This window comes from Candidatus Rokuibacteriota bacterium (assembly GCA_016188005.1).
Taxonomy (GTDB): domain Bacteria; phylum Methylomirabilota; class Methylomirabilia; order Rokubacteriales; family CSP1-6; genus UBA12499.
This window is the reverse complement of sequence record JACPIQ010000075.1, coordinates 72,975-86,873: the sequence shown is the minus strand read 5'-3', so window position 1 is coordinate 86,873 and position 13,899 is coordinate 72,975. Positions and strand designations below refer to the sequence as shown.

The 13,899-nt window shown below is 71.5% G+C and carries 16 protein-coding genes; 1 reads left to right on the top strand and 15 read right to left on the bottom strand.

The features are described 5' to 3' along the window. Window positions 1-56: 56 nt before the first annotated feature. From tusD to HYV93_14980, 4 genes are read right to left on the bottom strand one after another with little or no spacing between them, the layout of a single operon-like run. Window positions 57-410, bottom strand: a complete 354-nt coding sequence (gene tusD / locus HYV93_14995; GenBank protein MBI2527278.1) for a sulfurtransferase complex subunit TusD — start codon at window positions 408-410, stop codon at window positions 57-59. Then, entirely contained in the window at window positions 407-1,894 is a 1,488-nt protein-coding gene (locus tag HYV93_14990; protein MBI2527277.1) for a cobyrinate a,c-diamide synthase, read from the bottom strand. The genes tusD and HYV93_14990 overlap by 4 nt, the downstream gene beginning before the upstream one ends. Further along, the gene (locus HYV93_14985; protein ID MBI2527276.1) at window positions 1,801-2,001 is read right to left on the bottom strand and encodes a 4Fe-4S binding protein; all 201 of its coding nucleotides are present in this window, start codon (window positions 1,999-2,001) and stop codon (window positions 1,801-1,803) included. Before HYV93_14985 ends, HYV93_14990 begins: the two co-directional genes overlap by 94 nt. Window positions 2,002-2,022: 21 nt before the next feature. Beyond that, the gene (locus HYV93_14980; GenBank protein MBI2527275.1) at window positions 2,023-2,262 is read right to left on the bottom strand and encodes a sulfurtransferase TusA family protein; all 240 of its coding nucleotides are present in this window, start codon (window positions 2,260-2,262) and stop codon (window positions 2,023-2,025) included. A gap of 332 nt (window positions 2,263-2,594) precedes the next feature. On the opposite strand from HYV93_14980, the gene HYV93_14975 reads away from it, so the two are divergent. Continuing rightward, entirely contained in the window at window positions 2,595-3,596 is a 1,002-nt protein-coding gene (locus HYV93_14975) for a glycosyltransferase family 2 protein (GenBank protein MBI2527274.1), read from the top strand. A 1,032-nt stretch (window positions 3,597-4,628) separates the two neighbouring features. Here HYV93_14975 and HYV93_14970 read toward each other — a convergent pair. From HYV93_14970 to HYV93_14920, 11 genes are read right to left on the bottom strand one after another with little or no spacing between them, the layout of a single operon-like run. Next, the gene (locus HYV93_14970) at window positions 4,629-6,155 is read right to left on the bottom strand and encodes a radical SAM protein (protein ID MBI2527273.1); all 1,527 of its coding nucleotides are present in this window, start codon (window positions 6,153-6,155) and stop codon (window positions 4,629-4,631) included. After that, on the bottom strand, window positions 6,152-7,585 hold the full coding sequence (locus HYV93_14965; GenBank protein ID MBI2527272.1) for an FAD-dependent oxidoreductase: 1,434 nt from the start codon (window positions 7,583-7,585) through the stop codon (window positions 6,152-6,154). Before HYV93_14965 ends, HYV93_14970 begins: the two co-directional genes overlap by 4 nt. 28 nt (window positions 7,586-7,613) lie before the next feature. Beyond that, the gene (locus tag HYV93_14960; protein ID MBI2527271.1) at window positions 7,614-7,901 is read right to left on the bottom strand and encodes a hypothetical protein; all 288 of its coding nucleotides are present in this window, start codon (window positions 7,899-7,901) and stop codon (window positions 7,614-7,616) included. Between the two features lie 37 nt (window positions 7,902-7,938). Continuing rightward, a complete protein-coding gene (locus tag HYV93_14955; GenBank protein MBI2527270.1) occupies window positions 7,939-8,199 on the bottom strand; it encodes a sulfurtransferase TusA family protein in 261 nt (86 codons plus the stop codon). Between the two features lie 29 nt (window positions 8,200-8,228). After that, a complete protein-coding gene (locus tag HYV93_14950; protein ID MBI2527269.1) occupies window positions 8,229-9,656 on the bottom strand; it encodes a YeeE/YedE family protein in 1,428 nt (475 codons plus the stop codon). Between the two features lies 1 nt (window position 9,657). Next, on the bottom strand, window positions 9,658-11,397 hold the full coding sequence (locus tag HYV93_14945; protein MBI2527268.1) for a glycosyltransferase family 39 protein: 1,740 nt from the start codon (window positions 11,395-11,397) through the stop codon (window positions 9,658-9,660). Further along, window positions 11,391-11,561 carry a hypothetical protein gene (locus HYV93_14940; protein MBI2527267.1) on the bottom strand — a complete coding sequence of 57 codons (171 nt, stop codon included), beginning with the start codon at window positions 11,559-11,561 and terminating at the stop codon, window positions 11,391-11,393. Before HYV93_14940 ends, HYV93_14945 begins: the two co-directional genes overlap by 7 nt. Beyond that, the gene (locus tag HYV93_14935; protein MBI2527266.1) at window positions 11,558-11,860 is read right to left on the bottom strand and encodes a DsrE family protein; all 303 of its coding nucleotides are present in this window, start codon (window positions 11,858-11,860) and stop codon (window positions 11,558-11,560) included. The genes HYV93_14940 and HYV93_14935 overlap by 4 nt, the downstream gene beginning before the upstream one ends. A 10-nt stretch (window positions 11,861-11,870) precedes the next feature. Then, window positions 11,871-12,146: a hypothetical protein gene (locus HYV93_14930; GenBank protein MBI2527265.1), complete on the bottom strand. Its 276-nt coding sequence runs from the start codon at window positions 12,144-12,146 to the stop codon at window positions 11,871-11,873. Window positions 12,147-12,161: 15 nt separating this feature from the next. After that, complete coding sequence (locus HYV93_14925; protein ID MBI2527264.1) at window positions 12,162-12,533, bottom strand: DsrE family protein; 372 nt, start codon at window positions 12,531-12,533, stop codon at window positions 12,162-12,164. 5 nt (window positions 12,534-12,538) lie between these two features. Beyond that, window positions 12,539-13,537: a sulfurtransferase gene (locus tag HYV93_14920; protein ID MBI2527263.1), complete on the bottom strand. Its 999-nt coding sequence runs from the start codon at window positions 13,535-13,537 to the stop codon at window positions 12,539-12,541. Between the last annotated feature and the right edge of the window lie 362 nt (window positions 13,538-13,899).

The window sequence follows — 13,899 nt, the reverse complement described above, 5'->3', positions numbered from 1 at the left end:
TCCCGCGCATCCGGCCCCAGGTTGTGAGAGACGCTGCCCCGGCACTCCACCTCCCCTCAGTCGCCGAACGTCACGAAGCGGTCGGCTTGCTGGATGAACTCCGCCAGGTTCCCCAGGCCGGAGATCTTCACGTTGGCGACGGCGATCTCCTGGGTGACGCCCCGGTACGTCGAGTCGGTGACGCAGGCCACCAGGGGAATCCCCTGGGCCCCCAGCTCGGACCACCGCTTGCCGATCACCCGCTCGCCCGGCGGGTTCATGAACCGGTTCACGTTGTGCACGCCGTCCGTGTAGAAGAAGACGCCGACGATCTGATGACCGCGGCCGAGCGCCGCCTGGACGAACTGCCAGGCGCTGTCGGAGGCCTGGTGCTGGTACGGGCCCTCCTGGACCATCACGCCGATCTTCATCGGGCCTCCCTGGCCGGCCGGGCGGCCTGATGCGCGCGCGCCTGGGCCACGAGGCTCTCGGCCCACCCCGCAGTGCCCGCGGCGTGCAGGTGGGTGTAGGCGGCCAGGACATTGCCCACCACCAGGCCGTCCCGCCCGTCGGCCACGCCCCGCCCGCGCTCCAGCCGGTAGGCGAAGCGCGCCGGCCCGAGGTTCACCACCCGCGAGTAGTGGAACTCGTGGCCGCGGAGCTCCGTCCCGACGGGGAAGCAGGGGTTCGCGCCCGTGACGCGCGCGCGCACGTAGCCATGCCCCTGGGGCCTTTCCGTGACCTCCACGTCGCAGGGAAGCGCCCCCACCATGGCCGCCGAGCGGCCGCGCCACGCGATGCGCCGAGCCAGGTACATGAGCCCCGCGCACTCGGCATAGACCGGCAAACCCTCGCCAATGGCCGCGCGGATGTCGGCGCGGAGCGCCTCGTTGACCTCGAGCTCCTCGAGGAACATCTCCGGGAAGCCCCCGCCCAGGTAGAGGCCGTCGACGTCGGGGAGCGCCCTGTCCTTGAGCGTGTCCAGGCAGACCAGCTCAGCCCCGGCCGCCCTCAGGGCCTCGAGGTTCTCCATGTAGTAGAAGGTGAAGGCCCGGTCGCGGGCGATGCCGAGCCTCACATGGGCGCGCGGCATCGGCGAAGGGCAATGCGGACCGACAGGCAGGGCCGGCGCGCTGCGGGCCAGGCCGAGCAGCGCGTCCAGGTCCACGGAGGCCTCCACCGCGGCGCGCACCCGTTCCACGACGGGGAGCAGTTGCTCGTTCTCGTCCCTCGGCACCAGCCCCAGGTGGCGGTCGGGGATCGACAGCGAGGGGTCCCGGGGCAGGGCGCCCAGGAGCGGGATGCCCGTGTGGCGCGCGAGAGCATCAGCCAGCTTGGCGCGGTGGCGGGGGCTGCTCACCTGGTTGGCGATGACGCCCGCGAGCCGGACGCGCGGGTCGAAGTCCCGGAACCCCTGGACCAGGGCGGCCACGCTCTGGGTCATGCGAGTCGCATCCACGATCAGCACCACCGGCGTCTGGAGCGTCACGGCCAGCCGGGCCGTGCTGTTGGCTCCCTCTCCGTCGAGCCCATCGTAGAGGCCGTGAGCGCCCTCGATGAGGGCCAGGTCCGCCGACTGGCAGGCGCAGGCCACTCGCTCGAGAACGCTGTCGGCGTCCATCAGGAAGAGATCCAGGTTCCGGCAGGGTCGGCCGGCGGCCTCGCCGAGCCAGCTCGGGTCGATGTAGTCTGGCCCTTTCTTGAAGGGCTGGACCCTCAGCCCCCGCCGGGCGAAGGCGGAGGCCAGCCCAATCGCCACGGTGGTCTTGCCCGACCGGCCATGAGGGGCCGAGATGACCAGGCGGGGGATCTGCACTGCAGCTATACCTCGTCGACCTTGATGGCGCCGGTGGGGCACACCTCGACGCAGACCATGCAGCCGAGGCAGTCCGCCGTGGCCCCGCTCACGACGCATTTCTTGTCGTCGCCCTCGCCCTCCTCGGACAGGATGGCCACGGGGCATCCCTGGACGCACTCCCCATTGCCGTTACAGACTTCCGGGTCGATGGCGACGATGTACACGCCTGGCTCCGCGGGCCGCCCTCAGGGTCCCTTTCTGACGTAGAAGACGAAGGCGCCGCCCTCCTCCCGCGTGGAGACGAGCGCGTTGCCGGTGCGCTGGCAAAAGGCGGGGACGTCGTCCCTGGAGCCGCTGTCGGTGGCGGTCAGCTCGATGATCTGCCCGGCCTGGATCTGCGTGATCGCCTTGGACAGCTTCAGGATCGGCACCGGGCAGGCCAGCCCCCGGCAGTCCAGCGCGAGGTCAGCGCTCAGCTGCGCCATGGCCACCCCCTCTCCGCGCCAGCCCCAGTCGGCCGCACGGGCGATCCCCGCCAGCCGAGGCTTGCACTGGGCGGCGGGCCGTTCACGTCGGGGTCAGGAGGGACAGCGTCCCGTCGTCCACCTCCGGAGCCGGGCCTGGGGGACTTGACAGGCCCGTTCACTCTGCTGGAATGTTGGCCCACCTTCTTCCCAGGCCCCATAGCCGGTCAATGGGCCTGACACATCAATTTCTTGGAGCGCCTGCCCCAGGGCCGGGGCGCCAGAGGGCTGCGGCCGGCGGAGAGCCGGGAACACGGCGTGCTAGACTGGGGCGCGGTGTGCCCGGGAGAGGCATGGCGAACTTCATCTCCGTCATCATCCCGAACTGCAACGGCGAGGCCACTCTCGAGGCCTGCCTGGCCGCCGCTGTCGCCTCGCGCTACGAGCGCTTCGAGGTGATCGTGGTGGACGACGGCTCCGAGGATCGGTCGGTGGAGATCATCGAGCGCTTTCCCTGCCGGCTGCTGCGCCTCGAGGCGCAGGCGGGCGCTTCCCGGGCGCGGAACCTCGGCGCCGCGGCGAGCCGGGGCGACATGCTCTTCTTCACCGATGCCGACTGCCTCCTGCAGGAGAACACCCTGGCCATGGCCAGCGCGGCTCTCGCCTCGGCCGGCCGCGACGTCGTCGTGGGCGGGACCTACACGTGCCTGCCGCCCGAGCGGAGCTTCTTCAGCCGCTTCCAGTCGGTCTTCATCAACTACTGCGAGAGCAAGCGCCCGGAGCGCCCCGACTACGTCGCCACCCACGCCCTGGCTGTGGACGCCGAGGCCTTTCGCCGCAGCGGCGGCTTCGCCGAGGACTTCCTGCCGATCCTGGAGGACGTGGAGTTCAGCCACCGGCTGCGACGGGCCGGCGTGCGGCTCGTCATGGAGCCTGCGCTCCAGGTCCGGCACCTCTTCAACTTCTCGCTCCGGAAATCCCTCCGGAACGCGCTCAGGAAATCCTTCTACTGGACCGTCTACTCCCTCGGGCGGGGAGACCTGCTGGCCGACTCCGGCACGGCCTCCGCCGAGCTGAAGCTGAACGTGGCGGCGCACGCGCTCGCCGTCCTGCTCCTCGCCCTGGCCGCCCTCAGCGGGGAGATCGCGCTCCTCGCCTCGGTGCCGGTGCTGGTGGCCGCCAACCTCGTGGCGAGCCGCGGGCTCCTCCGGGCCCTGCGGCGCGCCGGCGGGCCCGGCTTCGTCGCCGCGGCGGCGCTCTACTACGTGGCACTGTACCCGGTGGCGGTGGGCGCGGGCGCGCTGGCCGGCGCCCTCAGCTACCTCGCGCGCCCTCCCCGGGCTCGGGCGGCCTGACGATGTACCGGGCGCTGCGCCACCTGGACGCCGTCGCCTGGAAGCGGCGGCCCGTCCAGCTGACCTTCTTCGTGACCCGGCGCTGCACGCTCCGCTGCCCCTTCTGCTTCTACCTCAGGAGCGCGGATCCACCGCCGGCCGAGGCGCCTGAGCTCTCCCTCGCCGAAGTGGCGCGCATCTCACGCTCCCTGGGCTCGCTCCTGTGGGTGGCCTTCTCGGGGGGCGAGGTCTTCCTGCGCGACGACCTGGCGGAGCTGAGCCGGACCTTCTACGAGAACAACCGGCCCGCCGTCATGCTGTACCCGACCAATGGCGATCTCCCGGCGACGATCCGCGACCGCACCGAGGAGATCGCCGCGCATTGCCGGAAGAGCGTCATCGCGGTGAAGCTCTCCCTGGACGGGCTCGGCCCGGCCCACGACGCGCTCCGCGGCCGGTCGGGCTCCTTCGAGCGGGTCATGGAGAGCTGCCGCCTCCTGGCTCCACTGCTCCCGCGGTATCCAAACCTCGAGCTCGGGATCAACACCGTCATGTGCTCGGACAACCAGGACGAGCTGGACGGGCTGATGGACTTCGTGCGCGGCCTCCCCGCCGTGTCGACCCACACTGTCTCGCTGGCCCGCGGCCGGCTGCTGGAGCCGCGCTACACGCGGGTGGATGCCCGGGCCTACGCGCGCGTGAGCCAGCGGCTCGCGGCCGAGCTGAGGCAGGGCGGCCCGGGGCTGTACCGCTTCGCGGGCGCTCGCCTCAAGGCCGCGCAGGACATCCTCCAGCGTCGCCTCATCCACCGGACCCTGCTGGCCCACCGGCGCCTCACCCGCTGCTACGCGGGCCGGCTCAACCTCGTCCTCACGGAGACGGGCGAGGTGTACCCCTGCGAGCTGGCCGCGGAGGGCCTGGGGAATGTGCGCGAGCACGGCTCGGACATGGGGCGGCTGCTCGGGTCGGAGCGGGCCCGGCGGGTGCGGGCGTCTGTCGGGACAGGCCGCTGCCACTGCACCCACGAGTGCTACGCCATGACGAATATCCTGTTCAACCCGCGGTGGTATCCCGCGCTGGCGCGGGAGTACCTGCGGCTCCTGGCTCCCGCTGCCCGTCCCGGGCGCGCCGGTCCGGCGGCGGCCGATCGAACATGTCCCGCCGGGCCCACAGCCAGAAGAGACTTCGGGCCCCCCTGGCGGCGGCCGCCAGGTCGTGGCTCGTCCTGACGGCCAGGAGCCGGCGGAGGAGGAACGAGGGCCGGGAATAGAAGCGCCTGAAGGCGAGACGGCGGAGCGCGGCGATGTCCCCTGGCGCCATCGTGTGAGGGGTGAAGGCCGCGCCCTGGTAGGTGTAGTCGGAGAGCTCGTCGGAGACCGTCCCGAGCCGCTCGCGCTGGTCGAAGAGATCGGTGCCCGGGAAGGGCGTGAGGGCGTGGAAGTTGGCGATGTCGGGATCGAGCTCGATGGCGAACTCGATGGTCCTGAGCCCCTCCGCGAAGGTCTCGCCGGGCAGGCCGAAGATGAAGGGCGTGCTGACGGTCAGGCCCGCATCCTTCGCCGCGCGCACGGCGCGGCGCGTCTGCTCGAGCGTGATGCCCTTCCTCACCGCGTTGAGGTTCTTCTGGACGCCGCTCTCGGCGCCGAAGAGGATCGCCCAGCAGCCCGCGTCCTTGAAGGCCCTGAGCAGTCGGGCGTCGACCTGGTTGACGCAGGCCGAGGCGAACCAGGCGATGTCGAGGCGTCGCGCCCTGATCTCCTGGGCCAGCTCCAGTGCGCGCCCGTAGTCCGCGGCGAGGGTGTCGTCGATGAACTTGATCTCGCGGTAGCCCTGCTGGCGGCAGCGCTCGATCTCCGTGAGGACGCTCGCCACGCTGCGGTAGCGGATGCCCCGCACCCCGGCCTTCCGCTCGCGGTCCAGCTGGAAGCAGAAGAGACAGCGCCGGTCGCAGCCGCGGGCGCTGATCATGACGGCCACCGGGCGGCGCCGGTACGTTCCCGGCGGGGGAACGTAGCGGTGCGCGTCGCCGAGCAGGTCGCGGGCCGGGAAGGGGAGGGCGTCGAGGTCCGCGATGAGTGGGCGCGGCGGGTTCTCGACGAGGCGCCCGCCCTCCCGGGCGATCACGCCCGCCACGCCCTTGAGGGACTGGCCGCGCTCCAGCCGCTCCGCGGCTTCGACCAGCGACAGCTCTCCCTCGCCGGTGACCACCGCGTCCCAGTGGGCGCCGTCCAGGCGGAGGCAGTCGGCCCGCGCCGCCATCGGGTAGGGCCCGCCGGCGCAGGTGAAGATGGAGCGGTCCAGGCGCTTGATGTCCGCCGCCGTCCGTCCGGCGCGCCGCCACCCGAAGGTCGTGGCGTAGATGCCGGCCAGCCCGGGGCGCCACCGGGCCACCCGGGCCAGGATCTCCTCGTGGGTGAGGAAGGCGCCATCCAGGAACCGCACCTCGTGGCCGGCCTCGCGCAGGCAGGCGGCGACATAGAGCGTGCCCAGCGGCTGCCAGTAGTTGAGCTGCGAGCCCACCGTCTTCGAGGGGAAGATCTCCTCCGGCGACCACGCGGGGATGATCAGCACGCACTTCATGCGCTCGCCCCGGACGGCGTCAGACTGGCCAGGGCCGGCACCGCGCCCGCCGCGCCGTTTCCCCGCGCGCCCCGCGAGAGGATGGCCGCGGCCGCGCCGAGGCCCGAGGCCATGGCCTGGTCCATGTTCATGTAGGCGAAGGCTCCGGCCCGGCCCGCGAGGTGCAGGTTCCTCAGCCGGCCCAGATACGCGCGGATGAGGCGCCGCGGCGCCTCGTAGCCCACCTCGAAGAGCGGGTAGGCCCGCGGCACCCGCACCACCGCGCTGTCCAGCACCTCGCGGCGCCCGAGGAAGCCCAGGCGCGCCAGGTGGGCGATGGTGACCTCGCTGAGGCGCTCGTCGGGCGTCCGCCAGGTGTCGTCTCCGCGGAAGCAGAAGTGCTCGGTGACGAGGAGAGTCTGCCCCGGCGGGGCCATCTGCGCGCTCCAGTTGGTGGGCTCGTGGATGCGGCTGAAGGGGACGCGCCGGTCGGGGACATAGATCCACGTCTGGTCCGTGACCCGCCGCCGATCCACCATGACGGCCACGATGACGAGATCGCGGTACCGGAGCCGCGCCGCTGCCTCGAGCACCTCGGCCGGCGCCCGCGGGCGCAGCCTCCCGACCAGGGAGGTGAGCGGGATGGTGGACACGAGCTCCTCGACCTCGAAGGCCTGGCTCCGGCCGGACGCCCGCGCCGTCACGCCCCTCACGCGGCTGCCGTCATGCTCCACCTCCTCGACCGCGGTGGCCGTGAGTAGCCGCCCGACGGGCTCGATCTCCTCACCGAGGCGCTCCGCGATGCGCCCGATGCCCGCCGGCGGGTAGAGGAACTCCTCAGCGAGGGTCGCTACCTGCGGGCCGCGGGAGCCGAGGAGCGCCGTCCTGAGGGCCACCCCGAGGGACAGCCCCTGGATCCGCTGGGCCACCCACTCCATCGAGATGCGGTCGGCGCCGAGGCCCCAGATCTTCTCCGTGTACCCCTTGAAGTAGAGGTCGAACGCAGCCCGCCCGAAGCCTCTCACCACCCAGTCCTCGAGGGAGACCATGCGCGGCGCGGAGAGCCGCGCCCCCAGGCGCTGCAGCGCGTAGTCGGCCAGCATCGCGCAGGTGGCCCGCGCGCCCACCCCCGCGAGAGCGTTGAGGGGCCGGAGGGGGTAGTCGACGTAGCGGGCGCCCAGCAGGATCTGGCTGCGCCGGGGCACGGTGAGTAGCTCGGCGCCCAGCAGGCGGCGCACCAGCGCCTCGATGCCGCCGTCGGGGGTGTGGAAGCGGTGGCCGCCCAGGTCGAAGCGGAACGCGCCGCGCGCCGCCGTCCTCGCCAGCCCCCCGATGGCGGCGTTGCGCTCCAGCACCCAGGCGCTCCGGCCGGCGCGGGTCAGGGCCCAGGCCGCCGACAGGCCCGCCAGGCCGCCGCCCAGGACGAGGGCACGGGGCCGCTCGGTGTCCATCGGGAATGGCTCGCGCGCCAAGCGCAAGTCAGTCCGAGGAGGAGTCCTCGGAGCGGTACCGCTTCCGGCTCCCGGAGGAGTCCCCGGCAGGAGCGCCGTAGCCACCGGCCGGGGCCCTCGCGCGGGCCTTGGCCTCGCCGTAGCCACCAGCCGCGGCTGCCGGGCCCTGCCTGGCCGCCCCGTAGCCGCCCCCGGGGGCGCTCACCTCGGCGGCGGGCTGCTGCCTGACGGTCGTGAGCGCCGAGACACCGTAGCCGATGAGGAAGCTCGTCCAGGCCACCACGATCACCGTGACGATCCAGAGACTCGTGCTCATCCCGCGCCCCGCCCGTGACAGCCCTGCGTCTGGTCCTTCACGTCTCGCTCGTCTTGCGGATCTTCCACGTGTAGGTGCCCTTCTCCATCGCCCGGCCGACGATCTCGTCGCCCGTGGTGTCGCACATGGCGGCGATGGACTCGGCCGAGGACGGGTTGTCGAACACGAGCTCCAGCGTGTCCCCCTCCTGCATCTTGTCCAGCGCCTTCTTCGTGTACAGCTGCGGGTGGGGGCAGACATACCCTCTCACGTCCAGCAGGAACTCGCCGTCGGCCCGCTTCTCGAACTTCATCGCCATGGTGTGTGCTCTCCCGGCCCTGCGGGTGATCAGGCCAAGTCGAAGGCGGCCTCGCGGGCCATCCTCCGCTCGGTCCACCAGCTGAAGAACTTCACGCCGACCCAGGCGCCCGCGATCATGCCCAGCCCGAAGAGCCAGCCCGACACGTCGCCCTCGGACACGCGGACGAAGAAGGCGCCGATATTGCACCCGAGCCCCAGCCGCGAGCCGATGCCCATGAGGAAGCCCCCCAGGACGGCCCACGTCGCCAGCTCCCGCGTGGGCGCCTTCCACTTGAACTCGTTGTGCAGGAGTGCCATGACGGCGGCGCCGCCGATGAGGCCGATGGACATCCAGTCGGCGGGGTTGATGAGGGGGTTGGGGATGCCGTTGTTGAGGCCGAAGAAGATGTTGTCCATGTTCCCCCAGCCCAGCCGGTTGAACACCCACCCCACCCACTGGGCTTCCTGCGTCGTCACGTACCAGTAGCCCGGGTCGAACACGGTGCCCGTGGCGGAGATGCCGAAGGTGAAGCCCATGCGGCTCATCAGCTCGCCGAAGTTCGTCACGCCGAACTTCACCTGGAGTCCCTTCATCACGAGCATGTGCAGCCCCGCGGCGATCCCCAGACAGAGCCCCGCCACGGCCGTGCGCTTGGACGCCATGACCATGCCCCAGTACCCGGCCAGCTCGGTCCCGAGGCCGGCCGCCGGCTGCCCCGCCTTCGCCCGCCGCCTGAGGAAGGGGCGCCGCGCCCAGCCCGCGTAGATCCACCCCAGCACCAGCGCCGCCGGCAGCGCGATCCCCACCAGCACATTCCCCACATAGGCGGCCGCGAAGGGGTTGGAGAGCCCCAGCAGCTCGCCGAAGGTGGCCACGGGCTGGTTCCAGACATGCCCGGCGAGGTACTGGTCCACCCAGCCGTCGCCGACGTTGACGGAGGCGGGGAGGCCCTTGGCCAGGGCCGACTCGCGCCAGGCCCCCGGGACCAGCGCATTGACCCAGCCCCCCACGTCCACGAATACCGCCTGGGTCACGCTGATGGAGAGCACCACGAGCATGGCGCTGCCATTGCCCTCTCCGGTCTTGTACAGCGACCCCGAGGCGCAGCCGCCGGCCAGCACCATGCCCACGCCGAAGATCAGCCCCGCGATCACGGAGTGCAGCCCATACGGGGCGGCGTGGAAGGTGCTCATCCCGAGCGCGGTGACGAGGGCGGAGACGAAGCCGAAGAGCACCATGGCGATCATGATCCCCACGGCCATCCGCGGCACGCCCACCGCGAAGAGGTCCCGGAAGGCCGAGGAGAAGCAGAACCTGCCGTACTGCAGGCACATCCCGTAGATGACTCCGAACCAGAGGTAAGCCGAGAGATAGATGTAGTACTCGCTCCAGCCGTAGGTGACGATGCTGACCAGGCTGAGGAAGCCGATGATGACGAAGACCCGCACCTGGTTTCCTCTGGCGCCCCCCTCCATGTCAGGACCTCCCTCCGGCGGCCGCCACCTCGGCCCGCCGGTACACTCTCAGCACGGTCCCGTACCGGAACCACGGCTCCCGCACCTCGAAGGCCCGCGCGAACCTGTAGCCCCTGAGCGCGCCCTCGACCGCCGCGGTCAGGGGCTGATCGGGCCGGGCCAGGATGAGCACCCGCGTCCCGGGCCCCGAGGGGCTCGCGGCTCCGGGGGCGTAGTAGGCGGGGAGGGCATAGGCCCAGGTGAAGCGCAGCGGTGACTGCTCGATCTCCTCGGGCGGCGCCGAGGCCGGCGGCCCGACGCGGGCGACGAGGCGCTTGGCGGTGTGCAGGTCCAGGAGCGGCACGGACACTGCCGGGTTGACCCCCGACCCCGGCTGTGGGAGCACCAGCACCTCCACGACATCGGCGTCGAGCGCATCCAGATACGCCCCGGCGTCCCTGAGATTCACGGCGCTCGTCCTCGCGAGATGGGGGAGGTAGCCGAGGACGGCGACCAGGAGCGAGGCCGTCACGATGCAGGCGGCGGCGAAGCGGCGGATCTCCGGCCGGGCGATCGAGCGCAGCCCGCAGGCGGCCATCAGGGCCAGCATCGGCAGTGCCGGGATGATGTACCGGCTCCGCCCGGCGCCGAGCGCCAGCAGGAGGAGCAGGGGCCAGGCCGGGACCGCGAAGCGACAGTCCCGGCTGCGAGCGGCCAGCGCGGCGCCCCACGCGGCCGCCACCGTGACGAAGGGGTGGATCTGGAACAGGAAGGTGGAGGCGAGGCTCTCCCGCCAGCGGCCCAGGCCGGGCAACTGATAGCTCCAGAGCAGCCCGAGTTGCGCCGAGGCCAACTCGGGCCTGGCCACGGCCAGGGCGCCCACGACGAGGCCGGCTGCCGTCACGATCACCGCCGCGCGCACCAGGACCCGCCCGGGCTTCCCGCGGGCGTGGACCAGGGCGATGACCGGCACGCCGGAGCAGAGCAGCCACGCCGTGTACTTGGACAGGAGCGCCAGGGCGAGGGCGGCCGAGGCCAGGGCGAGCCTCACGCTCCCCCCGTCCTGGATGGCGGCGATGGCCGCCCACAGCGCCAGCGTCAGGAAGAACATCGTGGGGACATCGACGAGCATCAGCGGGACCTGGGTGAGGAGATACGGCATGCCCAGGAGGAGCGCGCCGCCGTAGAGGCCCACGCTCCCGTCCCAGAGCCGCCTGCCCATGCCGTAGGTGAGGAGGGCCGTGCCCGAGAAGCAGAGCGCCGTGAACGCCTGGGCCGGCGCCCGCCCCTCGCCCCACACGGCGAAGAGCAGGCCGTACAGGAAGGGAACCAGGGGCAGGTCGGTCCAGGCGGGCATGGCCGTGCCCCACTCGCTGAGGAAGGTGCCGACCCCGTGGACCGCGAGGTGCTTGGCCTGGGTGAAGTAGCGCGCGGCGTCCACGATTACCTCGGGTTCTCTCCAGAAGAGCGCCGCGGCGAGGAAGGCCGCCAGCCCCAGGAGGGGCACGGCGTGGCGCTCGGGCGGCGCGGCCCGACAGAGCGCCCAGGCCAGCCCCATGGCTGCGACGAGGAGCCCGGTGAGGCCCGCCACGGGGGCGTCGGCGAATGCCCACTGCCAGCTCGTCAGACGGTTGTCGTCGAGCCCCCGGAAGGCCAGCAGGGTGAGCCAGGCGCAGAGCGTCGCCAGCGCGGTGGAGGCGCTGAGGACCCCGCGGGCCAGCCGCTGGCCGTGCAGGAGCCGGCCAGCCGCCGCCGTCACCACGAGATGACCCGATCGTGGGCGGCGATCTCGTCGATGACCCGGTCGTACGACACCTCCGGCGCCGACAGATCGATGACCGTCACCTCGTGCTCGCGCTGCTGCGCCTCCACGATCCGGCGCGAGAGCGGATCGGGCCCTCGGGTGAGGAGAAAGAGGACCGTCACAGGACGAGCACCCTGTCGGCGTCGTGGGTCATCACGGCGTTGTGGTACTGGCTGCCCCACACGATCTCCCCGGGGAGCCCCTCCCGGGTGACGCCGTGGCCCGCGGCGCTGTGCTCGCAGACGCTCATGCTGACGCCGGCGAGCTTCGAGAGGCCGGCGCAGGCTGGCTCCGCCAGGAGCCGGGTCCCCGAGTCCATGGCGAAGAGGGAGACCTGGTGGCCCTTGCCGGCGGCTGCCGTGGTCAGTCCCACGACATGCCGCAGATTCCTGTCGCTGCTGACGACGATGGCGAGCCTCATGGGGATGCCCTCAGTAGGCGAGGGCGTGGTCGTACCCGACCAGCCGGCGCGCGATCTCCTCAGTGGACAAGGACTCCATCCCCTCCTGGGGGCCGCAGTTGGTGTACAGCGGCACCTCCATCTCCTTCACGGGTTCGAGCTGCAGGCGGACATCGTCAGTCGGCGCCAGTGGCCGGTCGAGCACATAGACCTCGACCACGTCACTCAGCAGCAGGAGACCCAGCGCCATCCTCAGCGCTTCCCCCTGCCTGTCCCGGACGAGCACCGCGATCCGCTTGGCCGCCACGGCATCTCCCTCGTCTCAGAAGTACATGACGCGATCGGCCTCGAGGCAGCGGTCGAGCGCCCCCGCCACGCCCACGATGCGCACGCCGTCGATCAGGTCGGCCTCGGTCATCTTCTCCACGCCCATGGCGTGAGCGCAGGCCATCAGCTCGACCCCCGCCTCCTGCGCCTGGCGCAGCCAGTCGGCCAGCGTCATCCCGCTCCCGGGCTCGAGCTCGACACGCTCGGCGGCTCCCTTGCGGAGCTGGGTGACGCCCTCCATGCTGAACCAGACGGCGACCTTCAGGTCCATGGCCGCCGCCGTCAGCGCGAAGAACAGCGGCGCATAGGTCCGGTGCGGGTGGAGCACGCCGTGGGTCTGGAAGATGAGCAGCCGCTCCCCCGCCATGGCGCCTAGCGCGTCTCGGTCTTCTTCGGTTTCATCGCACGCTCGAGATCATCCACCTGCTGCTCCAGCTGATCCAGCCGCTTGAGCGCCGCGTTCACCTTGACGAAGTCGTAGTAGCTGACATTCCCCACCGGCAGGTCCAGCCGGCTTCCCCAGACGATCCAGGAGTCGTCGTAGTTGCGGACTTTCTCGAAGCCGAGCGAGCGCAGCACCACGTAGCTGAGCGTGGACCGGGTACCCGTCTGGCAGTACGCGACGACTTCCTTCTTGGGGTCCAGCCCCTTGTACAGCTCGCGGAGAGCCTGGGCCTCCTTGAGGGCCATGCCGTCGCGGCTCGTCACCCGCCCGTCGCCGAGCTTCTTCGCCGCCTCGGGGTCCACCCAGTTCTGCTCGAAGGGGATCAGGACGGCCCCGGGGATGTGCCCGCCGCGGACGGCGCGGATGTCGTCCCCCGAGAACTCCTTGAGTGTCCGGGCGTCGACCAGCTGGACGGCGGCGTTCTTCAGGTGGGTCTTGACGTAGTCGGTGGAGGCCAGACGCTCCCCGCGGACCTTGGCCGTGAACGTCGCGGCGGGCAGCTTCCGCTCCTCCTTGCTGAGCGGCTGCTTCGCGGCCTTCCAGTCGTCGATCCCGCCCCAGTAGGCGCGGACCTTCTCCGCTCCGAGGTACTCGAGGATCCAGAACGGCACCGTCATGCCGGTATCGCCCTTGTTGCCATAGACGATGATCTCCTGGTCGCGACCGATTCCCGCCTCGCCCAGGATCTTCTCCAGCGTCTTCACAGGGAGGATGCGCGCATCCACGTCTCTGAGGACCACCGCCGCGCCCCGGCCACCCAGGGTGATGGCGCCGGGAATGTGGTCGCTCTTGTAGGCCCTGTCCGGGCGCGCGTCGAGGACCACCACCCCCGGCTTGTCCTTCTGCTTGGCCACGTAGGCCGTGTCCACGATGACCTCGGCCGCGGCGGCCGTACCCGTGAGGGCCAGGAGGAGTGTCACAGCCATCGAGCCCCATGCCAATCGGTGCCGTTTCATGCAGGGGTCCTCCTGTCCGCGCTATCCGCGCCCCCGGAGCGGCTCGCGCTCTCGCCAGCTCCTTCCTCGGGGCAGCGCGCCATGGGCCGGGGCCCAGCCGCGGCCATGGTGGTCTGGGTTTCGCCAGGTCTCGCCGCCGATCTCAGCCCCCCGCGACGATCACCCCCTTCCCCTCCCCGGCCGGCGCAGGCGTCTGCCGGCACCCCTGGTGGCGGCCGGGCAAGCCACGCTCGAGGACTCCGGCGAGGAGGAGCATGACAATGGGGCAATGAATTGCGTCATCAGGCGTCTCCCATGCCTTCCGCGCCGGTTCGGCCGCGGACGTGGGGACC